The 22,769-nt window shown below is 70.9% G+C and carries 17 protein-coding genes and 1 pseudogene; 5 read left to right on the forward strand and 13 right to left on the reverse strand.

What is annotated here, in order from left to right; genetic code table 11:
- The 11 genes and pseudogenes from ACWCPM_RS29705 to uvrC form a co-directional block, all read right to left on the reverse strand.
- Positions 1–293: pseudogene (locus ACWCPM_RS29705) on the reverse strand (glucose-6-phosphate isomerase); the annotation flags it as partial.
- A 156-nt stretch (positions 294–449) separates the two neighbouring features.
- Entirely contained in the window at positions 450–785 is a 336-nt protein-coding gene (locus ACWCPM_RS29710) for an RNA polymerase-binding protein RbpA (protein ID WP_003957010.1), read from the reverse strand.
- Between the two features lie 198 nt (positions 786–983).
- Entirely contained in the window at positions 984–1,214 is a 231-nt protein-coding gene (gene secG / locus ACWCPM_RS29715; RefSeq protein ID WP_365454130.1) for a preprotein translocase subunit SecG, read from the reverse strand.
- A 141-nt stretch (positions 1,215–1,355) separates the two neighbouring features.
- Positions 1,356–2,111 (reverse strand): triose-phosphate isomerase, encoded by a 756-nt coding sequence (tpiA, locus tag ACWCPM_RS29720; RefSeq protein ID WP_450979380.1) that lies wholly within the window; start codon positions 2,109–2,111, stop codon positions 1,356–1,358.
- A 41-nt stretch (positions 2,112–2,152) separates the two neighbouring features.
- Positions 2,153–3,364 carry a phosphoglycerate kinase gene (locus tag ACWCPM_RS29725; RefSeq protein ID WP_450979345.1) on the reverse strand — a complete coding sequence of 404 codons (1,212 nt, stop codon included), beginning with the start codon at positions 3,362–3,364 and terminating at the stop codon, positions 2,153–2,155.
- Between the two features lie 128 nt (positions 3,365–3,492).
- Entirely contained in the window at positions 3,493–4,503 is a 1,011-nt protein-coding gene (gap, locus tag ACWCPM_RS29730) for a type I glyceraldehyde-3-phosphate dehydrogenase (RefSeq protein ID WP_450979346.1), read from the reverse strand.
- A 224-nt stretch (positions 4,504–4,727) separates the two neighbouring features.
- Complete coding sequence (locus tag ACWCPM_RS29735) at positions 4,728–7,679, reverse strand: M14 family zinc carboxypeptidase (protein WP_450979347.1); 2,952 nt, start codon at positions 7,677–7,679, stop codon at positions 4,728–4,730.
- Between the two features lie 713 nt (positions 7,680–8,392).
- Positions 8,393–9,382 (reverse strand): DNA-binding protein WhiA, encoded by a 990-nt coding sequence (gene whiA / locus ACWCPM_RS29740; RefSeq protein WP_450979348.1) that lies wholly within the window; start codon positions 9,380–9,382, stop codon positions 8,393–8,395.
- Positions 9,373–10,440 carry a gluconeogenesis factor YvcK family protein gene (locus ACWCPM_RS29745; RefSeq protein ID WP_450979349.1) on the reverse strand — a complete coding sequence of 356 codons (1,068 nt, stop codon included), beginning with the start codon at positions 10,438–10,440 and terminating at the stop codon, positions 9,373–9,375. The genes whiA and ACWCPM_RS29745 overlap by 10 nt, the downstream gene beginning before the upstream one ends.
- A complete protein-coding gene (gene rapZ, locus ACWCPM_RS29750) occupies positions 10,437–11,450 on the reverse strand; it encodes an RNase adapter RapZ (protein WP_450979350.1) in 1,014 nt (337 codons plus the stop codon). Before rapZ ends, ACWCPM_RS29745 begins: the two co-directional genes overlap by 4 nt.
- Positions 11,447–13,636 carry an excinuclease ABC subunit UvrC gene (gene uvrC / locus ACWCPM_RS29755; RefSeq protein WP_450979351.1) on the reverse strand — a complete coding sequence of 730 codons (2,190 nt, stop codon included), beginning with the start codon at positions 13,634–13,636 and terminating at the stop codon, positions 11,447–11,449. Before uvrC ends, rapZ begins: the two co-directional genes overlap by 4 nt.
- A gap of 301 nt (positions 13,637–13,937) precedes the next feature.
- Here uvrC and ACWCPM_RS29760 point away from each other — a divergent pair, with 301 nt between their 5' ends.
- The 3 genes from ACWCPM_RS29760 (at position 13,938) to ACWCPM_RS29770 (ending at position 16,951) form a co-directional block, all read left to right on the forward strand.
- The gene (locus tag ACWCPM_RS29760) at positions 13,938–14,933 is read left to right on the forward strand and encodes a hypothetical protein (protein ID WP_450979352.1); all 996 of its coding nucleotides are present in this window, start codon (positions 13,938–13,940) and stop codon (positions 14,931–14,933) included.
- A 78-nt stretch (positions 14,934–15,011) separates the two neighbouring features.
- A complete protein-coding gene (locus tag ACWCPM_RS29765; RefSeq protein WP_450979353.1) occupies positions 15,012–16,043 on the forward strand; it encodes a LacI family DNA-binding transcriptional regulator in 1,032 nt (343 codons plus the stop codon).
- A complete protein-coding gene (locus ACWCPM_RS29770; protein ID WP_450979354.1) occupies positions 16,040–16,951 on the forward strand; it encodes a carbohydrate kinase family protein in 912 nt (303 codons plus the stop codon). Before ACWCPM_RS29765 ends, ACWCPM_RS29770 begins: the two co-directional genes overlap by 4 nt.
- Positions 16,952–17,357: 406 nt before the next feature.
- Here ACWCPM_RS29770 and uvrA read toward each other — a convergent pair whose 3' ends face one another.
- Complete coding sequence (gene uvrA, locus ACWCPM_RS29775) at positions 17,358–20,381, reverse strand: excinuclease ABC subunit UvrA (protein ID WP_450979355.1); 3,024 nt, start codon at positions 20,379–20,381, stop codon at positions 17,358–17,360.
- A 225-nt stretch (positions 20,382–20,606) separates the two neighbouring features.
- Between uvrA and ACWCPM_RS29780 the strand changes: the two genes are divergently transcribed.
- Together ACWCPM_RS29780 and ACWCPM_RS29785 are read left to right on the forward strand one after the other, a co-directional pair.
- Positions 20,607–21,311, forward strand: coding sequence for a maleylpyruvate isomerase family mycothiol-dependent enzyme (locus ACWCPM_RS29780; RefSeq protein ID WP_450979356.1), 705 nt, complete (start codon positions 20,607–20,609; stop codon positions 21,309–21,311).
- Positions 21,312–21,360: 49 nt separating this feature from the next.
- Positions 21,361–22,017, forward strand: a complete 657-nt coding sequence (locus tag ACWCPM_RS29785) for an MBL fold metallo-hydrolase (protein WP_450979357.1) — start codon at positions 21,361–21,363, stop codon at positions 22,015–22,017.
- 246 nt (positions 22,018–22,263) lie between these two features.
- Here the strand turns inward: ACWCPM_RS29785 and aroQ are convergent, their stop codons facing one another.
- Entirely contained in the window at positions 22,264–22,737 is a 474-nt protein-coding gene (gene aroQ / locus ACWCPM_RS29790; protein WP_450979358.1) for a type II 3-dehydroquinate dehydratase, read from the reverse strand.
- Positions 22,738–22,769: the final 32 nt, after the last annotated feature.

Below are 22,769 nucleotides of genomic sequence, written 5' to 3' on the forward strand. Positions count from 1 at the left end.
ACCGCCCGGCCCTCGGTGGTGTTGATCTTCTCGCCGCGGAACATGGCGTCCCGCAGCCCGAAGACGTCCGTCGCGGCCGCCAGCTCCTGGAGCAGCCGCAGCGTCTCGTCCGTGACGAGGTGCTTGGAGTAGTCGATGAACAGATCACCGACCTGGAGTGTGTAGCCCGAGCCGCGCCCGGGTTCCGTCGCGAACAGATCCCGCAGATGGGTGTCCGCCAGCTCCTCACGGTGCTTGGCCAGAGCGGTCCACTCGGATGTCTGATTCAGCCTGCTACGGCCGTCTGCGTTCATGGTCCCAACCTAGTTGATCAGGGGGGGACGTGAGCGGTCGTCGCCTCGTCGTGCCGTGCGACAACACAGACGTCCACCGCGACCACTGGTGTCAGCGATCCTGGGACCCACGTGGGTCCGGCCGGGCACCACGGGGTGCCCGGCCGGATCCAACTGCTAGATCTCGCCGCGGAGTTTGGCGAGCGCCTCGGCGAGGATGGCCTCGCCGTCCGCGTCGCTGCGGCGCTCCCGCACATAGGCGAGGTGCGTCTTGTAGGGCTCGGTGCGCGGCGGGTCCGGGGGGTTGTCCCGGTCCTGACCGGCAGGGAAGCCGCAACGCGGGCAGTCCCAGGTGTCGGGGACCTGCGCGTCGCTGGCGAAGCTGGGCTGCGTCTCATGCCCGTTGGAGCACCAGAAGGAGATGCGCAGACGGGGCGCGGACTCGCCCCGCTCGGCCTCGCCCATAGGCCCCGCCCCGACCCGGCTTCCTCGGATCGCGTTGCCACTTGCCACGGTCGTAACTCCCTGCGTGATGGTGCCGCGAAGCGAGTCGGCGTTTCGCTTCGCTGCGAGCGCCTCAGTCTACGTAAGGCCCAACGCGCGTCCAGTGATTGGAGTTACAACCCCCCACCCAGACGCAAGCCCCATGATAGGCCGCGCTCAGCTGCGCGTACCGAACATGGGGCGTTACGTGCGAAACGCGTACGCGTCTCAGTTGTTGATCTTCATCATGATGCCCAGCACGACGATGCACGCGAACCACAGCAGACCGACCACCAGGGTGATCCGGTCGAGGTTGCGCTCGGCGACGGAGGAGCCGCCGACGGACGACTGCATACCGCCACCGAACATGTCGGAGAGGCCGCCTCCCTTTCCCTTGTGCATCAGCACCAGCAGCATCAGCAGCAGGCTGAAGACGATCAGGGCGATCGAGAACCCCAAAACCACGGCTGGACCAACTTCCTCGGAAACGGATGAACGACGGGGGCACAGCGTTTACAGCCATGCCCCCGCAAGGGTACGACGGATCGCCGTCAGCGCCTACTCACTGATCGACTCGGGGCAGGCGGGTGAGCGGCCCGCTCACTGGTCGCGGAAGCGCACGATCCTGACGAACTCGTCCGCGTCCAGCGAGGCGCCGCCGACCAGCGCGCCGTCGATGTCGGCCTGCGCCATGATCTCGGCCACGTTCCCCGACTTCACGGAGCCGCCGTACTGGATGCGGACCTTGTCGGCCACGTCCTGGGTGTACAGCTCGGCGATCTTGCCGCGGATGGCGGCGCAGACCTCCTGGGCGTCCTCGGCGCCGCAGACCTTGCCGGTGCCGATGGCCCACACCGGCTCGTAGGCGATCACGACCGTCTCGGCCTGCTCGGCCGGGATGTCCTTCAGGCCACCCTCGACCTGCGTCAGCGTGTGCGGGACGTGGTTGCCCGCCTCCCGCACCTGAAGCTCCTCGCCGACGCACAGGATCGGCGTCAGGTCGTGCTTGAAGGCGGCCTTGACCTTGGCGTTCACCAGCTCGTCGGTCTCACCGTGGTACTGGCGGCGCTCGCTGTGGCCGATCGCCACGAACGTGCACTTCAGCTTGGCCAGCAGGGAGCCGGAGATCTCACCGGTGTACGCGCCGGATTCATGGGCCGAGATGTCCTGGGCGCCGTACTTGATCTTCAGCTTGTCGCCGTCGACCAGCGTCTGCACGGAGCGCAGGTCGGTGAAGGGGGGCAGGACGGCGACCTCGACGGCCTCGTAGTCCTTGTCGGCCAGGGCGAAGGCGAGCTTCTGGACGTGGGCGATGGCCTCGAGGTGGTTGAGGTTCATCTTCCAGTTGCCCGCCATCAGCGGCGTGCGCCCGGAAACATTGGATGCAGCCATCGGGGTCAGTCCTCCAGTGCGGCGAGGCCGGGGAGCGTCTTGCCCTCGAGGTATTCGAGGGAGGCGCCGCCACCGGTCGAGATGTGGCCGAATGCGTTCTCGTCGAAGCCCAGGGTGCGCACGGCCGCGGCGGAGTCGCCGCCGCCGACCACCGTGAAGCCCGGGGAGTCGATGAGGGCCTGGGCGACCGCCTTGGTGCCCTCGGCGTAGTCGGGGTGCTCGAAGACGCCCATGGGGCCGTTCCAGAAGACGGTGCCGGCGTCGACGAGCTTCGAGGCGTACAGCTTGCGGGTCTCCGGACCGATGTCCAGACCCTCCTGGTCGGCCGGGATGGCGTCCGCGGCGACGGTCGTGGGGTCGGCCGGGGCCTTGGTCTTCAGGTCGGGGAAGTCGGGGGCGACCAGGACGTCCACCGGCAGGACCAGCTCGACGCCGTTCTTCTCGGCCCGCTCCATGTACTCCTGGACGACCGGGATCTGGTCCTCCTGGAGCAGCGAGATGCCGACCTCGTGCCCCTTGGCCTTCAGGAAGGTGTACGCCATACCGCCGCCGATCAGCAGGCGGTCGGCCTTGCCGAGGAGCTGGTCGATCACGGCGAGCTTGTCGGAGACCTTGGCGCCGCCGAGGGCGACGACGTAGGGCCGCTTGACGTCGTCGGTGAGCTTCCCGAGGACGCCGACCTCGGTGGCGATCAGGTAGCCGGCGTAGTGCGGCAGCCGGGCCGGCAGATCGAAGACCGAGGCGTGCTTGCGGTGGACCGCGCCGAAGCCGTCGCCGACGTAGACGTCGGCGAGGGCGGCGAGCTGGTCCGCGAAGGCGGCGCGCTCGGCGTCGTCCTTGCTCGTCTCGCCGGCGTTGAAGCGCAGGTTCTCGATGACCGCGACCTGCCCGTCGGCGAGGGAACCGACGGCCGCCCGGGCCGAGTCGCCGACGGTGTCGGTGGCGAACCGGACGTCGGCGCCGAGGAGTTCACCGAGTCGCGCGGCGGCCGGGGCGAGCGAGTAGGCGGGGTCCGGGGCACCCTTGGGGCGGCCCAGGTGCGAGGCGACGACCACGCGGGCGCCCGCGTCGGCCAGCGCCTCGACGGTGGGCAGCACGGCGCGGATACGGCCGTCGTCGGTGATGGTGGTGCCGTCCAGCGGCACGTTGAGGTCGGCGCGGACGAAGACCCGCTTGCCGGCCACACCGTCCGATAGAAGCTCGTCGATCGTCTTCATGAAGGGGCTCCTGGGAAGGGCTCTCGATACGAGTGGGCTGGTCGATCTGCACGCGAGTCAGGGCTCGGGCGGCGCGGCGTGCGCTGCCCGAGCCCTGCCCTCACGTCAAGATGCCTGCGAGATGCTGCTCAGAGCTGGTTGCCGACGAAGACCGTGAGGTCGACGAGGCGGTTCGAGTAGCCCCACTCGTTGTCGTACCAACCGAGGATCTTCACCGTGTTGCCCTCCTGGACCATGGTCAGGGAGGAGTCGAAGGTGCAGGACGCCGGGTCGCTGACGATGTCCGAGGAGACGATCTCGTCCTCGGTGTAGACCAGGTAGCCCTTGAGGTCGCCGTCCTCGGACGCCTTCTTGAACGCGGCGTTGACCTCGTCCTTGGTGACCTCGCGCTGCAGGGTGACGACCAGGTCGGTGGCCGAGCCGGTCGGGACCGGGACGCGCATCGCGATGCCGTCGAGCTTGCCCTTGAGCTGCGGCAGGACCAGGGCGGTGGCCTTGGCGGCACCCGTCGTGGTCGGGATGATGTTCTCGGCGGCGGCACGGGCGCGGCGCAGGTCCTTGTGCGGGAAGTCCAGGATGCGCTGGTCGTTCGTGTACGCGTGGACCGTCGTCATCAGGCCCTTGACGATGCCGAAGTTCTCGTCGAGCACCTTGGCCATCGGCGCCACACAGTTGGTGGTGCAGGAGGCGTTGGAGATGACGTCATGGTTCGCCGGGTCGTACTTGTCCTGGTTGACGCCCATGACGATGGTGATGTCCTCGTCCTTGGCCGGAGCCGAGATGAGGACCTTCTTCGCGCCACCGGCGAGGTGCTTGGCGGCGTCCTCGCGCTTGGTGAAGATGCCGGTCGACTCGACGACGATGTCGACGCCCAGCTCGCCCCACGGGATGTCGGCGGGGTTGCGCTCGGAGAGCACCTTGATGGTCTTGCCGTCCACGGTGATCGTGTCGGCGGTGTGCGTCACCTCGTGCTTGAGACGGCCCAGGATGGTGTCGTACTTGAGCAGGTGAGCGGTGGTCGCGGTGTCACCAAGGTCGTTGACAGCCACGATCTCGATGTCAGCACCCTGCTCCAGCAGCGCGCGGAAGTAGTTACGACCGATGCGGCCAAAGCCGTTGATGCCTACGCGGATCGTCACGAACCGATCTCCTCGTTGGTACGCCGGCCGTTGATGCCGGCGAGCTGTATGGGATGTCCCCGACCGCCTACGACCCTACCTCCCCGTGGCGCCATCGGTGACATCGAGATGGCCCATACACGGCAGGGCGGCCCGTACCAGCCAGTAGGGGTACGGACCGCCCGGGCCGTGTGGCCGGATCACCCGATTTGACTACGGACAGTGGGTGGCGTTCGACGGGATGTTCACTGGTCGAGCGCCTCGAGCGCCTCACGGACGAGATCCCGGCGGTCGGCCGCCGAGGTGACGTGTTCCAGACCGAAACCGAGCAGCACGGTGTCCTCCGTGGTAACCGCTCCATATGTCTTGAACAGTTCCCCGGACAGACCCCAGTCCGCGACCACCGCCGGGCTGCCCGCCGGCGGGCCGGTGGTGGTCCAGGCACTGAGCGAGGTCTCGAAACCGTCGGTCTGTCCCGCCGCGCCGCCGACGACGACCGTGGCGTTGTCGGCGAGGACGCCGTGGCCGCCGGAGCCGGGGTCGGTGATGTAGGCGAGGGAGACCTCGACCGTCTTCCCGGCGTACGCGGACAGATCGAACTCGACCTGCTGCCAGCCGTCGGCGGTGCCGGTGAAGCTGTTCCAGGCGCCGCTGGTCCCGGACGGCGTGCAGCCGTCGGCGCCGAGGGTCAGGTACCGCTCGAGCGCCGGGTGCGCCTGGATGAAGAAGCCGGCCTCGCACTCGGTGGGTACGGCGGTGCCGGTGGCGCCGTTCTTCTCCGGGAGCGTGGTCCAGTCGTCGGCGCCGGCGGTGTGCGCCTCCAGCACGGCGTGGTCGTAGCCCTCCTCGGTGTCCCACAGCAGCCGGGTGCGCAGGGTGGGCGCGTCGGCCGCGGTCACCGAGGTGAGGTCGACGGTGCGGGTCAGGCGGTTCCAGGCGTAGTCGGAGTGCGTGACGGCGGCCATGGACGCGCCCTCGTACGGGCCGTACGGGTTGACGGTCCCCGGGTACTGGCCCGCGCCCGCGCTCCCGAACTGCGGGAAGGTGGCGACGGGCAGGGTGTCGGAGGTGACGCCGAAGGATCCGGCGGTGTTCAGCGGGTTGCCGGGCGCGTCGCCGAGCGTGGCCGTGACGCCCCCGAGAACCCCGGTGCCGGTGAATCCGGTGACGGCCGGGAGGGACGTACGGGTGTAGGCGCCCAGGTAGTACTGGCTGAAGTCGTTCGACAGGGTGCCCCCGCCGAGGTCGACCGAGCCGCCGGCCGTCTCGCCCGCCTCGATCAGCCTGCCGCCCTCGTTGAGGAAGGCGCGCAGCTGGAGCTGGGTGGCGACACCGGGGCGGACGGCGCCGGTGTGGTGGACGACCGTGTCGAAGTGCGTCAGCACGCCGAGCGCGTCCGGTGCGCCCTGGGTGGCGACGTCCCAGACGACGGCCCGCTCGCCGTTGGCCTTCAGCGCGTCGACGTACTTCTGCGCGTGGGCCGCGGGCGCGCCCTCCTCGGCGACGACGAGGACGTCGGCGCGCGGCCGTTCGGCGATCGTGTAGGTGAAGTGCTCGCTCGTGGTGGGCTTCCCGGACCGCGTCTCGCCGGAGAACCAGACCTCGACCTTGTCACCGGGCACGCCGTCGGCGACCTTCGCCCGGTACTCGTCGAAGTAGAGGTTGTCCTCACCGCCGAACGTCTCGCCGCCCTTCCAGGGCCGCAGCCGCATGTCGAGCGTACGGCCGCCGTTGACGCGGTACTTGAGCTCCTTGTCGCGTACGGACTTCCGTGCGACGACGGAGACCTCCTGGTCGGCGCCGCGCGAGTACGACGTCGTGAACGTCGCCGGGGTGAAGTCGGGCGCGTCCACGCCGACCGACGACCTGGGCCGGTCGGGCCGCGCGGCGGACTCGGCGACGGAGAGCGCGAACGGGACGTTCTTGACGAACTCCTCCTGGATCAGCTTCTCGTCGTCCGGGAAGGTGAAGATCGACTCGCAGTCCACCGGGTTCCAGGCGTCGTCGGGGTCGACGTTCGAAACGGTCTGGCAGGTGGACATCTCCGGGGTGAACATCGCGGTGCCGTGGACGTTGGCCGCGTGGCCGTCCGCCTCGCCGTTGGTCGTGTACAGCTCGGAGGAGAGCTGCGGGTGGTAGCCGGGGATCGCGGAGTTGTCCGGTGTGCCGGCCAGCGACTTGTAGAGGACGTCGTCCGGGGTCGGGGTCGCGACCTGCCAGCCGACGCCGTAGAGCAGCAGTTCGGCGGCGGAGTGGTAGTTGATGCCGTACTCGAAGCCGATCCGCCGTTCGAAGGCGTCCAGCGCCTTGGTCTCGGGCTCGGAGTTCGGGCCGGGGCCGCGGTAGGTCTGGCTGGTGGGGAACGGGGACGAACCCTCGTCGTCGTAGCCCCACTTGTAGGAGAAGTTGCGGTTGAGGTCGACACCGTCACCGATGGTGTGGGCGCCGTCGCCATTGTTGTCGCGCATGTTCTTGCGCCACTGGCGGTCGCCGTCGGCGTGGTGCGTCCAGTCGTAGCCGTCGGGGTTGGCGGAGAGGACGAACCACAGTTCGGTGGTGTCGACGATCTTCCGGACGCGCTTGTCGGTGGCGTACTTGTCGAGGTAGTGGTGCATCAGCCGCCGGGTCATCTCCGGCGTGATCCACTCGCGCGCGTGCTGGTTGGAGAGGTAGAGGACGGCGGGCTTGGCGCCGTCCTTGGTCTTCTTGGCGTTCTTGGTCAGCTTGAGGGCGAGGATGTCCTGGCCCTGCAGGGTCTTGCCGAGGGACACGACCTTGGTCAGGGACGGGTGCTGCTGACCGGTCCGGAGGATCTCCTCCTTGAGGTTGCCCTTCCCGCTGTACGGCCGGAAGACCCCGTCGCCCGCGGCGGCCACGCGTGCGCGTGCCTTGGCGGAGAGCTTGTGCTCGGTGAGGTCGACGCCCTGCCGCTCCAGCTTCCCGGCCTGCTTGTCGGTCAGGTAGACCTCGACGGTGGCGGTGCCCTTGTCCGGGATCTGTTCGCCGAGTTCGTGGCTGTCCTGCCCGGTGGCGAGCAGCAGGGGTACCTGCTGCCGGGTGACATCGGCGCGGAAGACCTTGACCTCTTCGGTGTCCGGGTGGGACGCCTTCTGGTCGGCCTGTGCCGCGGGCGCCACGGTGAGGCCGCCCAGCAGGAGCACGCCGGCGGCGAGGATCGTTCTCGCTCTTCGTCTCATGAGCCCCCCTTGCGGTGGTTCGCCACAGTGGCGAATGGATGCCAGGCTCATGACAGATCATGGTCAAGTCAAGAGCACGTCGGGGGAGTTGGGGGCGTCTGGACGCTACCGGCATGGCAGGGACGGGGTGAGATGAGCAGGGGTGGGGCGAGTTGAGCAGGGGGCCGCCGACGCGGGGCGGGATGAGCAGGGGTGGGCGCCGACGCGGGGCGGGATGAGCAGGGAGGCCGCGGGCGCAGGGCGGGATGAGCAGGGGGGCCGCCGACGCGGGGCGGGATGAGCAGGGGTGAGCGCCGACGCGGGGCGGGACACCGAGCCAGACGCGACACGGGGGCGGGGCGAGATGCCGGTGCCTGTGCCGGGGGCGGGGGCGATGCCCGTGCCGGGCGGGTGGTCGGTGCCAGGTGCGAACGCCCGTACCGGGCGGAACGCTGGCGCCGGGCGGCACGCTGGCGCCGGGTGCAACGCCCTTGCCGCACGAGAAGCCCGAGCCAGGTGCAACGCCCTTGCCGCACGAGAAGCCCGAGCCGGGCGGGACGCCCGAGCCGCCGGAGGCCCGAGCCGGGTGGGACACGCCTGGCATGACGCTCGGGCGGGACGTCGGTGCCGGTGCCGCGCGGGACGCCAGTGCCCGGCATGACGTCCGTGCCGCGCGGGACGCCCGAGCCGCGCCGGGCGCGGCGAGGGCCGGCACCGGTGGGTCCGACGCGGCGTCACCCGACGAGGTTGTCCGCCAGTTCCTCGCTGAGGTTCGCCTCGGTGCCCGGGATGCCGAGGTCCGACGCGCGCTTGTCGGCCATCGCCAGCAGCCGGCGGATACGGCCCGCGACGGCGTCCTTGGTCAGCGGCGGGTCGGCCAGCGCGCCCAGCTCCTCCAGCGATGCCTGCTTGTGGTCCATGCGCAGCCGACCGGCGGCAGCGAGGTGCTCGGGCACGTCGTCGGCGAGGATCTCCAGCGCGCGCTGCACCCGGGCACCGGCGGCGACCGCCGCCCGCGCGGAGCGGCGCAGATTGGCGTCGTCGAAGTTGGCGAGCCGGTTGGCGGTCGCCCGCACCTCGCGGCGCATCCGCCGCTCCTCCCAGGCCAGCACCGACTCATGGGCACCGAGCCGGGTCAACAGCGCGCCGATCGCGTCACCGTCACGGACGACGACCCGGTCCACTCCCCGCACCTCGCGGGCCTTCGCGGCGATCGACAGCCGACGTGCGGCACCCACCAGGGCGAGCGCCGCCTCGGGGCCCGGGCAGGTCACCTCCAGGGAAGAGCTGCGGCCGGGCTCGGTGAGCGAGCCGTGGGCCAGGAAGGCCCCGCGCCAGGCGGCCTCCGCGTCGCAGGTGGCCCCCGAGACCACCTGCGGCGGCAGACCCCGGATCGGGCGTCCCCGGCCGTCGACCAGGCCCGTCTGCCGGGCGAGCTGATCGCCACCCGCGACGACCCGCACGACGTAGCGCGAACCGCGCCGCAGGCCGCCGGGAGCCATCACGATGAGCTCCGAGCTGTGCCCGAAGATCTCCAGGATGTCCCGCTTGAGTCGCCGCGCCGCCATCGCGGTGTCCAGCTCCGCCTCGATCACGATGCGCCCGCTGACCAGGTGAAGGCCGCCGGCGAACCGCAGAATGGCGGAGACCTCCGCCTTCCTGCAGCAGGTGCGGGTGACGGGGAGCCGGGAGATCTCGTCCTTCACCGCTGCCGTCATCGCCATGGGCCGATCCTTCCATGCATCCGAAAAATACGGTCGTACGCGGCGGCCAGCAGCTCCGGGTCGTGCCGCGGAGTTCCGTCCCTCCGGGCCACGGGCGCCAGCTCGACCGCGGCACCGAAACGCTTGGCGGCGTCGGTCAGTGAGTCGCGGTCGAGCACGGCGGCCTCGTCGGCCAGCACCACGTCCAGGGCGAGTTTAGGGGCGTGTCGTCCCAAAACCTCCAAATGACGCTGCGGGGAGAAGCCCTCGGTTTCTCCGGGCTGTGGAGCGAGGTTCAGCGAGAGCACCCGGCGGGCCTTGGTCTGGGAGACGGCGTCCAGCAGTTCGGGGACGAGCAGGTGCGGGATGACCGAGGAGAACCAGGAGCCCGGTCCGAGCACCACCCAGTCCGCGTCCAGGACCGCCTCGACGGCCTCCGGGACGGCAGGCGGGTCGTTCGGCACCAGGTGCACGGACTGCACCTCGCCCGGCGTGAGGGCGACGGTCGCCTGCCCGCGCACGGTGTCGATGTCCTCGGGGCGTTCCCGGTCGTGGCCCTTGACCAGCGCCTGGAGCTCCAGCGGCACGGCGGACATGGGCAGCACGCGCCCGTGCGCGCCGAGCAGCTTGCCGACCAGGTCGAGGGCCAGGACATGGTCGCCGAGCTGCTCCCACAGGGCGACGATCAGCAGGTTGCCGACCGCGTGGCCGTGCATCTCGCCGCCGGAATGGAAGCGGTGCTGGATGACCCGCGCCCAGGTCTGGCCCCACTCGTCGTCGCCGCACAGCGCGGCCAGGGCCTTGCGCAGGTCGCCGGGCGGCAGGACGCCCAGCTCGTCGCGGAGCCGCCCGCTGGAGCCGCCGTCGTCGGCCACGGTGACGACGGCGGTGAGGTCGCCGGTGATACGGCGGAGCGCGGCGAGCGAGGCGGACAGCCCCATACCCCCGCCGAGGGCCACCACCTTGGGCTGGGTGCCCCGGCGGCGTGCCCGGCCGCCCCGGGGCTCGGTGAGCCTGCTGCCACGCCCCTCGGGGGTGACCTTGCGCAGCCGGCTCAGCCGCAACGTACGTCCCGTCATTCCCGTCCCATGTCCCGGTGCACGACCACCGTCTCCACACCCTCGGCCGCCAGGCGCGCGGCGAGCTTCTCCGACATCGCGACCGAGCGGTGCTTGCCGCCCGTACAGCCGACCGCGATGGTCACGTACCGCTTGCCCTCCCGCCGGTAGCCGGTCGCGATGAGCTGGAGCAGCTCGGCGTACCGGTCGAGGAACTCCTTCGCGCCGGGCTGGTTGAAGACATAGCCCGACACCTCCTCGTTCAGGCCGGTGAAGGGGCGCAGCTCCGGGACCCAGTGCGGGTTGGGCAGGAAGCGGCAGTCGACGACGAGGTCGGCGTCGACCGGCAGGCCGTACTTGTAGCCGAACGACATGACGGTCGCCCGCAGCTCCGGCTCCTCCTCGCCCGCGAACTGGGCGTCCATCTTGGCGCGCAGCTCGTGCACGTTCAGGCTGGAGGTGTCGATCACCAGGTCGGCGTCGCCGCGCAGCTCGCGCAGCAACTCGCGCTCGGCGGCGATGCCGTCGACGATCCGGCCGTCCCCCTGGAGCGGGTGCGGGCGGCGCACCGACTCGAAGCGCCGCACCAGTGCCTCGTCGGAGGACTCCAGGAAGACGATCCGCCGGGTCACCCCGCGCGTGTCGAGATCGGCGAGGGACTCGCGCAGATTGTCGAAGAAGCGCCTGCCGCGCACGTCGACGACGACCGCGATCCGCGCGACGTTGCCCTGCGAACGGGCACCGAGCTCCACCATGGTGGGAATCAGCGCGGGCGGGAGGTTGTCGACCACGAACCAGCCGAGGTCCTCCAGGCACTTCGCGGCCGTCGAGCGGCCGGCTCCGGACATGCCGGAGATGATCACCAGTTCGGGGATCGCCGCTTCCGCCGCGCCCGCGTCCCCGGCCGCAGCCGCCTGCGCTCCGTCGTCCTGAGGCGCGTCATGCCGCGTGGAGTCCTCGTCGGTCACCTTGTGCGTTTCCTCGGGTTCCTGATCTCGCCGGTCCGTGGACTGCTTCTTGTGCTCGGTCATCTCTCCTGCCCCCGTCGCTCGTCCGGGGCGCCCGTGGGCACGGGCTCCCCTGGAGCACCCGCCGTCGTCCCGGGTGCTCCGTCTTCCACGTCATCCATGATCTCTCCAGTCGCCGTGTTCACGGCGGGTGCGGCCGGGGCCGCGCGGGCGAGTGCCACGGCGATCGTCTCGGCCGTCTTGCGGCCTATGCCCGGAACCTCGCAGATCTGGTCGATTGTCGCGGACCGCAGCTTCTTCACCGAACCGAAGTGCTTGATCAATGCCTGCTTGCGTGTCTCGCCGAGCCCGGGGACGTCGTCCAGGGGGCTGGAGCGGATGCGCTTGGCGCGCTTGCTGCGCTGGTAGGTGATCGCGAACCGGTGCGCCTCGTCACGGACACGCTGCAGCAGGTAGAGGCCCTCACTGCTGCGAGGCAGGACCACCGGGTCGTCGTCGCCGGGCAGCCAGACCTCCTCCAGGCGCTTGGCGAGGCCGCACACGGCGATGTCGTCGATGCCCAGCTCGTCCAGGGCCCGTCGGGCGGCGGCCACCTGCGGCCGGCCGCCGTCGACGACGACCAGCTGTGGAGGGTAGGCGAAGCGCTTGGGACGACCGTCGTCCTCGGTGAGGCCGCCGGCGAGCGGGGGCGTGTGCGTGCCGCCGCCGTTCGCGGCGCGGTCGGGGGAACCGTTCGTGTCGCCGTCCGTGAGGACGATGGTGCCGCCGTCCCGGGACGCGCCGTCCGCGGCGTCGAGCGTGGTGGCGCCGGTGGTGTCCGGTTCGCCGTCGGCCCACTCCCCCGTCCGCTCCTTCTCGGCGAGGTAGCGCCTGAAGCGCCGGGTGATCACCTCATGCATCGAGCGGACGTCGTCCTGCCCGGCGAAGCCCTTGATCTGGAACCGGCGGTACTCGCTCTTGCGCTGCAGGCCGTCCTCGAAGACGACCATGGACGCCACGACGTCCTCACCCTGGAGGTGCGAGATGTCGTAGCACTCGATCCGCAGGGGGGCGCTGTCGAGGTCCAGGGCGTCGGCGATCTCCTCCAGCGCGCGCGAACGCGTGGTCAGGTCGGAGGCACGCCTCGTCTTGTGCAGCGCGAGCGCCTGCAAGGCGTTGCGCTCCACGGTCTCCATCAGGGCCTTCTTGTCGCCGCGCTGCGGGATGCGCAGCGAGACGTTCGAGCCGCGGCGCACGGCGAGCCACTCCTGCACCGGCTCGACCGGGTCGGGCAGCGCCGGGACGAGCACCTCCTTGGGGACCGCGTCACCGGTCTCCTCCCCGTAGAGCTGCTGCAGGGCGTGCTCCACCAGGGCGGCGGTGGTGATCTCCTCGACCTTGTCGGTGACCCAGCCGCGCTGGCCGCGGACACGCCCGCCGCGGACGTGGAAGATCTGCACGGCCGCTTCCAGCTCGTCCTCGGCCACGGCGACGAGGTCGGCGTCGGTCGCGTCGGCGAGGACGACCGCGTTCTTCTCCATGGCCTTGCGAAGGGCCCCGATGTCGTCGCGCAGCCGGGCCGCCCGCTCGTACTCCAGGTCCTCGGCCGCCTGCGTCATCTGCTTCTCCAGCCGGCGCAGGTATGTGTTCGTACGCCCTGTCATGAAGTCGCAGAACTCCTCGGCCAGCTCCCGGTGGTCCTCCTCGGAGATCCGGTCGACGCAGGGCGCGGAGCACTTGCCGATGTACCCGAGCAGGCAGGGGCGGCCGGTGCGGCGGGCGTTCTTGAAGACGCCGGCCGAGCAGGTGCGCACCGGGAAGACACGCAGCATCAGGTCCACCGTGTCGCGGATGGCCCACGCGTGCCCGTACGGCCCGAAGTAGCGCACGCCCTTCTTCTTGTGGCCGCGCATCACCTGCACGCGCGGGTACTCCTCGTTCATCGTCACCGCGAGGTACGGGTAGCTCTTGTCGTCGCGGTACTTGACGTTGAACCGGGGGTCGTACTCCTTGATCCAGGAGTACTCCAGCTGCAGTGCCTCGACCTCCGTGGACACCACCGTCCACTCCACGGACGCCGCCGTGGTGACCATGCTCCGGGTACGCGGGTGCAGGCCGGTCAGGTCCTGGAAGTAGTTCGCCAGGCGCTGGCGCAGGCTCTTCGCCTTTCCGACGTAGATCACCCGGCGGTGCTCGTCGCGGAACCGGTACACCCCGGGGGTGTCCGGGATGTCTCCCGGCCTGGGGCGGTAGCTGGAGGGATCGGCCATGTCTCACACCCTACTGGCGAGCGGTGACAGTCCGGCGAGCCTGTGGACAACGCCCCCGCGGTGCCGGGCCGCCCGGTGGACGACCACCCGCGGGGCACCGGGCGAACCTCGGCCACGAGCACGCCACGGTTGGGCTTCAGGTGTTGTCGAGGCATGGTCAACACGCTTCAATGCGGAGGAACTCGGGCCGGTGAACGGCGGCGTACCGATGTGAATACGGCCTGCCGCCGCCCGGGCGCCCCGGACGACCTGCGCGAACGGTCTGACCAGCCGTCGTGATCCAGCACAGAAAGGCCCCTGCATGCCGCACGCCACACCGCACGCGGACGTCGTCCCCGCGGACCTGGACACCGACCTGCACGACGAACCGGGCCGGGAACTGGACACAGCGCTGAGCGGCGGCCCGTTCCACGTCGCGCTGCGCGCCGCGATAGCCGCCCGCGGACTGCCGCTGCAGCGGGTGCAGCACCATCTCACGCGGTACGGCGTGAAAGTCGGCGTCACGAGCCTGAGTTACTGGCAGCAGGGCGCCCGCCGCCCGCAGCGCCCCGAGTCGCTGCGGGCCGTCCGGGCCCTGGAGGAGATCCTCCAGCTCCCGGAGGAGTCGCTGATCAGACTGCTCGCCGAGCCGAGCGACGAGCGCGGGTCCGCGCACCGCCCGGAGGGCCGTTCCTACCGGTCCCTCGTCGAGGCCTCGGGTGTCCTGGAACGGCTGCTCACCGAGCTGGACGCGCCGCTCGACGGCGGGCTGCACATGCTCGGGCACCACGAACAGGTGCGGATCGGGGCGCGCCGCGAGCTGCTGGGGCGCGAGTCGCACCACATCGTGCGCGCGCACCAGGACGGCGTCGACCGCTTCGTGGCCGTCCACCACGGCGACCCCGGGTGCGCCCCGGAGCGGACGCGCGTGCACGCCCTGGAGAACTGCCGTACCGGGCAGGTCCGTTGGGAGCGGGAGACCGGGGTCCTCGTCGCGGAGCTGCTCTTCGACACCCGGCTGCGGGCCGGTGACACCTTCCTCTTCCGCTACGCCGTCGAGGACGGCACGGCGGGCGAGTCCCGCGAGTACCTGCGTGCCTTCGGGCCCGCCGGCGGGCAGTACGCCCTGCAGGTGCGGTTCGACGCCGGCGCCCTGCCGGTGCACTGCCACCGGTTCGCCCAGCACTCGGCGGCTGCTCCGCGCAGCGGCCACCAGGACCTGCCGCTGACCGGCCGGCACCACTCCGTACACCTCGTGGAGCCGCGGGTGCGGGCGGGGATCGTGGGGATCGGGTGGGAGTGGGACCTGCGGGCGTAAACGCTTGCGCAAGCGTTTACGCCCGCCATGGGATGGGATACGGTCCCCGCCAGGACGGGAACGGCCGGAGGGACCCGCATGGCGACGATGGCGGACGTGGCGCGGCGCGCCGGAGTCTCCGTGGCGACGGTCTCCCACGTGCTCAACGGCACCCGGCCGGTGCTCCCGGGGACCCGCCAGGCAGTCCTGGACGCCGTCGACGAGCTCGGCTACACCCCGAACACCCTGGCACGCTCCCTGGTGACCTCCCGCACCCGCTCCATCGGGCTCGCGGTGTCGGCCGTCAGCAACCCGTACTTCACCGAGATCCTCCAGGGCGTGGAGGAGGCCGCCGTCGGGCAGGGCTACGGCCTTCTCATCGCCGACCCGCACGACGATCCGGAGCACGAGCGCAAGGTCGTCCAGCTGCTGCACGAGCGGCGCGTGGACGGCCTGATCGTCGCACCGTCCCCCTCCCCCCGCGAACTGCTCTCCTACCTGCACCGGCATCAGGTGCCCACCGTGCTGCTGGACCGCGTGGTGGACGGCCCGGCCGACGGCACACCACGCTTCGACCAGATCTGCGCGCAGGGCTCGGAGCCGGTGGCCGGCATGGTCACGCATCTCGCGGAGCTGGGACACCGCCGCATCGGCCTGGTCGCCGGGCGGCGCGGACTGAGTACGACCGCGGAGCGGATCACCGGGTACCGGCACGGCCTCGCCGCCGCCGGGCTTCCGCACGACGAGCGGCTGGTCGTGCACGGCGACTCCGAGTCGGCGGCCGGTGAGCGGGCCACCGCCGCGCTGCTCTCCCTCGCAGCGCCGCCCACCGCCCTCGTCACCGCCAACAACGCCATGACCATCGGCGCGCTGCGCGCGCTGCGCGCCCGGGGGCTGTCCGTACCGGCCGACATCGCGCTGTGCTGCTTCGACGACTTCGCCTGGGCGGACCTGTTCTCCCCCCGGCTCACCGCGATCGCCCAGCCCGGCAAGGAACTCGGCGCCCAGGCCGTGCGCATCCTGCTCGAACGCCTCGCCGCGCCGGACCGGCCCGCCCGGACCGTGCGGCTCCCCTGCACCCTCGTCCACCGCACGTCCTGCGGCTGCCCCGAGAAAGGACCCGACTCGTGATCGTCGTCGCCGGTGAGGCCCTGATCGACCTGGTACCGCAGGGCACAGGCGCTCTGGCGGACCTCCGGCCCGCCCTCGGCGGCGGCCCCTACAACACGGCCGTGGCCCTCGGCCGGCTGGGCTCCACCACGGCCTTCTGCTCGCGCACCTCCCGTGACGCCTTCGGCGAGGCCCTGCTCGACGGACTGCGCGAGGCCGGCGTGGACGTCTCGGCGGTGCAGCGCGGCCCGGAGCCGACCACCCTGGCCGTCGCGACGATCGACGGGAACGGCTCGGCCGCCTACTCCTTCTACGTCGACGGCACCGCCGACCGGCTGTTCGCCGCCCCGGACGGCCTGCCCGCCGCCACCCGTGCGGTGTCCTTCGGCACCTGTTCGCTGGTCCTGGAACCGGGAGCGAGCACCTATGCGGAACTGATGCGCACCGCGGCCGCGCGGGGCGTGTTCACCGCGCTCGACCCCAACATCAGGGCCGGGCTGATTCCCGACGCGGACGCCTACCGGGCGCGGTTCCTCGGCTGGCTGCCCTCGGTGACCCTGCTCAAGCTCTCCGAGGACGACGCGCGCTGGCTGGGCGGCACGCCCCGCGAGTGGCTCGCGGCGGGGCCCTCAGCGGTGGTGGTCACCCGGGGCGATGACGGGATGACCGTCTTCACCCGGGACGGCGGGGAGCACTCCGTGCCTGGTGAGCGGGTCGACGTGGTGGACACGATCGGCGCCGGCGACACGGTGAACGCGGCCCTGCTGCACGGCCTGTCCGCCGGGAAGGCCCTGTCCCGCGAGGGCCTCGCCGGCCTCGACGCCGACGCCTGGACCCGGCTTCTGCGCTTCGCGGCCCGAGCCGCCGCGATCACCTGCTCACGGGCGGGCGCCGAACCGCCGTACGCCTCGGAACTGGGACCGCTGTGAGGCACCTGCCGGCACAGGAGCAGAGCTCGACCGGCACGCGAGGGAGCGGTGCTTGACCGGCACGGCGAAGGGGCGGTGCCTGACCGCGGGATGGCGCAGGAACGGTGCCTGACCACGCGATGGCGCAGGAACGGTGCCTGCCGGCACGGCGGAAGGGGGCGTCGCCCGACCCGCACAGCACAGCGCAGCGCAGCGCAGGTGATCCCATCCGCACGGCGAAGGGGCGTCGCCCGACCCGCACAGCGAGGCGACGGCACCCGACCCGCACAGCGACGCGACCGTCCCGACGGCACAGCGAAGGGGTGGCACCCCACCCGCACGGCGACGCAACGGCACCCCACCCGCACGGCGAAGGGGCGGCGCCCGGCGGGCACTCCCGCGGTCACCGCCCCTCCGTGTGCCGTGCTCAGGCCTTCCGGGCCCGCGTCGTCTTCTTCGCGGGCGCCTTCCCTGCCGCCTTCTTCGCCGACGGATCACCGACCGCCCTGGCCGTGGCGGTCCTCTTGGCCGGCGCCTGCGCCTGCGCCGCCACCGTCTTCCTGGCCGCGGCCTTGCGCGGAGCCTTCACCGCGCTGGCGTCGCTGATCCGGTCGGCGCCGAGGACCTCCCGCAGGAACTTGCCGGTGTGGCTCGTGGACACCGCGGCGACCTCCTCCGGAGTGCCCTCGGCGACGACGAGGCCACCTCCGGCGCCACCCTCGGGACCCATGTCGACCAGCCAGTCGGCCGTCTTGATCACATCGAGGTTGTGCTCGATGACGATCACCGTGTTGCCCTTGTCGACCAGTCCGGACAGCACCTTGAGGAGCTTGCTGATGTCCTCGAAGTGCAGACCGGTGGTCGGCTCGTCGAGGACGTAGACCGTGCGGCCGGTCGAGCGCTTCTGGAGCTCGCTGGCGAGCTTCACACGCTGGGCCTCACCGCCGGAGAGGGTGGTCGCCGACTGGCCGAGCCGGACATAGCCGAGGCCCACGTCGTGCAGCGTCCTGAGGTGGCGGGCGATGGCGGGGACGGCCTCGAAGAAGTCGAGGGCCTCCTCGATCGGCATGTTGAGGACCTCGGCGATGGACTTGCCCTTGTAGTGGACCTCCAGGGTCTCCCGGTTGTACCGGGCACCGTGGCAGACCTCGCACGGGACGTACACGTCCGGGAGGAAGTTCATCTCGATCTTGATCGTGCCGTCGCCCGCGCAGTTCTCGCAGCGGCCGCCCTTGACGTTGAAGGAGAAGCGACCGGGCAGGTAGCCGCGGACCTTCGCCTCGGTGGTCTCGGCGAACAGCTTGCGGACGTGGTCGAAGACACCGGTGTACGTCGCCGGGTTGGACCGCGGAGTGCGGCCGATGGGCGACTGGTCGACGTGGACGACCTTGTCGACGAGGTCGTCGCCGTCCACGCGCGTGTGCCGGCCGGGCACGTTCCTCGCGCCGTTCAGCTCGCGGGCCAGGTGCGTGTACAGGATGTCGTTGACCAGCGTCGACTTGCCGGAGCCGGACACGCCCGTGACCGCCGTGAAGACGCCCAGGGGGAAGGACACGTCGATGTCCTGGAGGTTGTTCTCCCGGGCGCCGCGCACGGTGAGCCGGCGGGTGGGGTCGAGGGGCCGGCGGATGTCCGGCAGCGGGATGGCCTTCTTGCCGGAGAGGTACTGACCGGTCTGCGACTCCTCGTTGGCCAGCAGCTCCTTCAGGGAGCCGCTGTGCACGACCTTGCCGCCGTGCTCGCCCGCGCCGGGGCCGATGTCGACGACCCAGTCGGCGACCTTGATGGTGTCCTCGTCGTGCTCGACGACGATGAGCGTGTTGCCCATGTCGCGCAGCCGGACCAGGGTCTCGATCAGCCGGTGGTTGTCCCTCTGGTGCAGACCGATGGACGGCTCGTCGAGGACGTAGAGCACGCCGACGAGGCCGGAGCCGATCTGGGTGGCCAGGCGGATGCGCTGGGCCTCGCCCCCGGACAGGGTGCCCGCCGCACGGTTCAACGAGAGGTAGTCCAGGCCGACGTCGACCAGGAAGCGCAGCCGCTCGTTGACCTCCTTCAGCACACGCTCGGCGATCTTCTTGTCGCGGGCGGTGAGCTTCAGCTCGCCCAGGAACTCCGCGCAGTCGCTGATCGACATCGCGGAGACCTCGGCGATCGACTTCCCCATGATCGTGACCGCGAGGACGATCGGCTTGAGGCGCGTGCCCTCACAGGTCGGGCAGTGCACCTCGCGCATATAGCCCTCGAAACGCTCACGGCCGGCGTCGGACTCGGCCTCGCTGTGGCGGCGCTTGACGAAGGGGACCGCGCCCTCGAAGGGCGTGGTGTAGACGCGCTCGCGGCCGTACCGGTTGCGGTAGCGGACCTCGATCTGGGTCTTGTGGCCGTACAGCAGCGCCTTCTTCGCGCGCTGCGGCAGACCCGCGAAGGGAATGTCCGTCCGGAAGCCCAGAGCGTCCGCGAGGGCGCCGATGAGGCGGCTGAAGTAGTCCTTGGTGTGGCCGTGCGACCAGGGGTGGATCGCGCCCTCGTCGAGGGACTTGTCCTCGTCCGGGACGATCAGCTCCGCGTCGACCTCCATGCGCGTGCCGATGCCGGTGCACTCGGGGCAGGCGCCGAAGGGCGAGTTGAAGGAGAAGGAGCGCGGCTCCAGCTCCTCGAAGGAGAGGTCGTCGTAAGCGCAGTACAGGTGCTCCGAGTACATGCGCTCACGCTCGGGGTCGTCCTCGGGGAGGTCGACGAAGTCGAGCACGACCATGCCGCCGGACAGGCCGAGCGCGGTCTCGACGGAGTCGGTCAGTCGGCGCTTTGCGGAGTCCTTCACCGTGAGGCGGTCGATGACCACCTCGATGGTGTGCTTCTCCTGCTTCTTCAGCGTGGGCGGGCTGGAGAGCTGGATCGTCTCCCCGTCCACCCGCGCGCGGCTGTACCCCTTGGTCTGGAGGTCGGCGAAGAGGTCGACGAACTCGCCCTTGCGCTCGCGCACCAGCGGGGAGAGCACCTGGAAGCGGCTCCCCTCCGGCAGCTCCAGGACCTTGTCGACGATGGCCTGCGGCGACTGGCGGGCGATCGGGCGGCCGCACTCCGGGCAGTGCGGCTTGCCGATGCGCGCGAAGAGCAGGCGCAGGTAGTCGTAGACCTCGGTGATGGTGCCGACCGTCGAGCGCGGGTTGCGCGAGGTCGACTTCTGGTCGATGGAGACCGCCGGGGACAGACCCTCGATGAAGTCGACGTCCGGCTTGTCCATCTGGCCCAGGAACTGGCGGGCGTACGAGGAGAGCGACTCCACGTAGCGGCGCTGGCCCTCGGCGAAGATGGTGTCGAAGGCCAGGGACGACTTGCCCGAACCCGACAGGCCCGTGAAGACGATGAGCGAGTCGCGAGGCAGATCGAGCGAGACGTTCTTCAGGTTGTGCTCGCGCGCGCCACGGACGATGAGACGGTCGGCCACGCCGGTCCGCACCTTTCATGGAAGAAGTGACAGGGGCGAGACCCCCGCTGCTTTCTCAGACTAGGGGGAGCCACTGACAACGCCGGTCGGAACCCCGGAGTCCATAACAATCCCCGGCTCTCCAGCATGCCCGACGCCACCGCCGACCTTATAGCACGTGCATTCGATTTATGGCCGGGCTTCACCACCTTCACCCGAAGGAGTGACGAGGCTAGGGTCGGCGTCATGACTGATCACGAGCGTGACCTGGCCTCTGTACGGGACGCGACGGAACGGCTGCTCACCGCAGCGGCCAAGCTGGACAACGCCGCTGTGACCGAACCGTCACGGCTCCCCGGCTGGAGCCGCGGCCACGTGCTCGCCCACCTCGCCCGCAACGCGGACGCCATCGTCAACGTGCTCCACGGCCGCCCCATGTACGCCTCGGCGGAGGCCCGGGACGCCGACATCGAGCGGGACGCCCCGCGCCCCCTGGACGCCCAGCTCGCCGACGTCCGGGAGAGCGCCGCCCTCCTCCAGGAGGTGGCCGAGGCGCCGGCCGACTGGTCCCGCACGGTCGAGCTGCGCAACGGCGTGACCGACTCCGCGTCGCGGGTGCCGTTCCGGCGCTGGGTCGAGGTCGAACTGCACCATGTCGACCTCGGCATCGGTTACGAGTTGGAGGACCTGCCGCAGGAGTTCACGGACCGGGAGATCGACTTCCTCACCCGACGGTTCACCGGCCACCCCGACGTGGCGCCCACCCGGCTGACGGACGGCACGCGCGCGTGGAGCACCGGCCGCCGGGCGGACACGGACCGGGCGGCGGGCGGGGCCGAGGTCACCGTCACGGGACCCCCGGCCGACCTGGTGGGCTGGCTCGCCGGACGACGGGACGGCTCCGGGCTGACCGTCGAGGGGGGCCGGCTGCCCTCGCTGCCCCCGCTCTGAGAACGCCGATGCCCTGCTCGCCGTACGTCCGCCGCCCTAGACTGACGGCATGACGTACAGCGGACAGGTGACGGTCGGCGGCCCGGCGGACGTGCACGAGCTCAAGGACCTGATGATCACCAAGATCGCGGTGGGCCCGATGAACAACAACGCCTATCTGCTGCGCTGCCGGGCCACCGACGAGCAGTTGCTGATCGACGCCGCCGCCGACGCGCACATGCTGCTCGGCACGATCGGTGACGACGGCATCGCGTCCGTCGTCACCACGCACCAGCACGGCGACCACTGGCAGGCACTCGCGGAGGTCGTCGCGGCCACCGGCGCCCGCACCCACGCGGGCCGCGACGACGCCGACGGCATCCCGGTGCCGACCGACGTCCTGGTCGACGACGGCGACATCGTCCGGGTGGGACGCGTGGAACTGACCGCCCGCCATCTCGTCGGGCACACCCCGGGCTCGATCGCCCTGGTCTACGACGACCCGCACGGACACCCGCACGTCTTCACCGGCGACTGCCTCTTCCCCGGCGGCGTGGGCAACACCCGCAAGGACCCGATGGCGTTCGCAAGTCTCATCCACGATGTCGAGACGAAGATCTTCGACGTGCTTCCGGACGAGACGTGGGTCTATCCGGGGCACGGTGACGACACCACGCTCGGCGCGGAGCGGCCGCAGCTGCCGGAGTGGCACGCGCGCGGGTGGTGAACCCGGGCAACGAGGTACCCCCGTCGGTTTCGCCGGGGCGTGAGCAGCGCAACGCGCGCCCCGTGTGAATCCTCTGCACACGCCGGCCCCTCGCGCGCGCTCCCCTGGCGCGTCGCGGCGCGGTCAACTGGTGGCAGCCCCGCGCGGGACGACGGCTTCCGCGCGGTATCGGGCCGCCGGTCCCTCGATCCCCGCCCTCGGCCGGCGGCCCGGGCGACTCCCCGCTCCGGGCGGCGCCCGCGGGGACTACGTGTCCGCCTGTGCCGCCCCGGCCAGCGCCGCGACCCGCTCCACGCCGAACACGTACCCCTGGACACCGCACCCCGCGATGACCCCGTCCGCGCGCAGCGAGACGTACGAGTGGTGCCGGAACGACTCCCGCTGGTGGATGTTGGAGATGTGGACCTCCAACACCGGCATGCCGTCGCAGGTGTTGAGCGCGTCGAGGAGGGCGACGGACGTGTGCGAGTATGCGCCGGGGTTGATGACGATCCCGCAGTGGTGCAGCCGCGCCTCGTGGATCCAGTCGACCAGTTCGCCCTCGTGGTTGGACTGCCGGAAGTCCACCGTGCCGCCGTGCGCGGCCGCCGCCTTGACGCACAGCGTCTCGACGTCGGCGAGGGTGTCGGAGCCGTAGATCTCCGGCTGGCGTTGCCCGAGAAGGTTCAGGTTGGGCCCGTTGAGGATCATGATCGGGGCGTTGGCCAGGGTGCGGGGCACGGTTCCTCCGGTCCGGTCGAGGTCGGGCGGCC

Source organism: Streptomyces sp. NPDC002309 (assembly GCF_053593375.1).

Excerpts from the sequence above, each read along its gene's own strand:
- tpiA (WP_450979380.1), bottom strand. The coding sequence starts at position 2,111 with ATGGCGGGCAACTGGAAGATGAACCTCAACCACCTCGAGGCCATCGCC.
- ACWCPM_RS29725 (WP_450979345.1), bottom strand. The coding sequence starts at position 3,364 with ATGAAGACGATCGACGAGCTTCTATCGGACGGTGTGGCCGGCAAGCGG.
- ACWCPM_RS29735 (WP_450979347.1), bottom strand. The coding sequence starts at position 7,679 with ATGAGACGAAGAGCGAGAACGATCCTCGCCGCCGGCGTGCTCCTGCTG.
- whiA (WP_450979348.1), bottom strand. The coding sequence starts at position 9,382 with ATGGCGATGACGGCAGCGGTGAAGGACGAGATCTCCCGGCTCCCCGTC.
- ACWCPM_RS29745 (WP_450979349.1), bottom strand. The coding sequence starts at position 10,440 with ATGACGGGACGTACGTTGCGGCTGAGCCGGCTGCGCAAGGTCACCCCC.
- rapZ (WP_450979350.1), bottom strand. The coding sequence starts at position 11,450 with ATGACCGAGCACAAGAAGCAGTCCACGGACCGGCGAGATCAGGAACCC.
- uvrC (WP_450979351.1), bottom strand. The coding sequence starts at position 13,636 with ATGGCCGATCCCTCCAGCTACCGCCCCAGGCCGGGAGACATCCCGGAC.
- ACWCPM_RS29760 (WP_450979352.1), top strand. The coding sequence starts at position 13,938 with ATGCCGCACGCCACACCGCACGCGGACGTCGTCCCCGCGGACCTGGAC.
- ACWCPM_RS29765 (WP_450979353.1), top strand. The coding sequence starts at position 15,012 with ATGGCGACGATGGCGGACGTGGCGCGGCGCGCCGGAGTCTCCGTGGCG.
- ACWCPM_RS29780 (WP_450979356.1), top strand. The coding sequence starts at position 20,607 with ATGACTGATCACGAGCGTGACCTGGCCTCTGTACGGGACGCGACGGAA.
- ACWCPM_RS29785 (WP_450979357.1), top strand. The coding sequence starts at position 21,361 with ATGACGTACAGCGGACAGGTGACGGTCGGCGGCCCGGCGGACGTGCAC.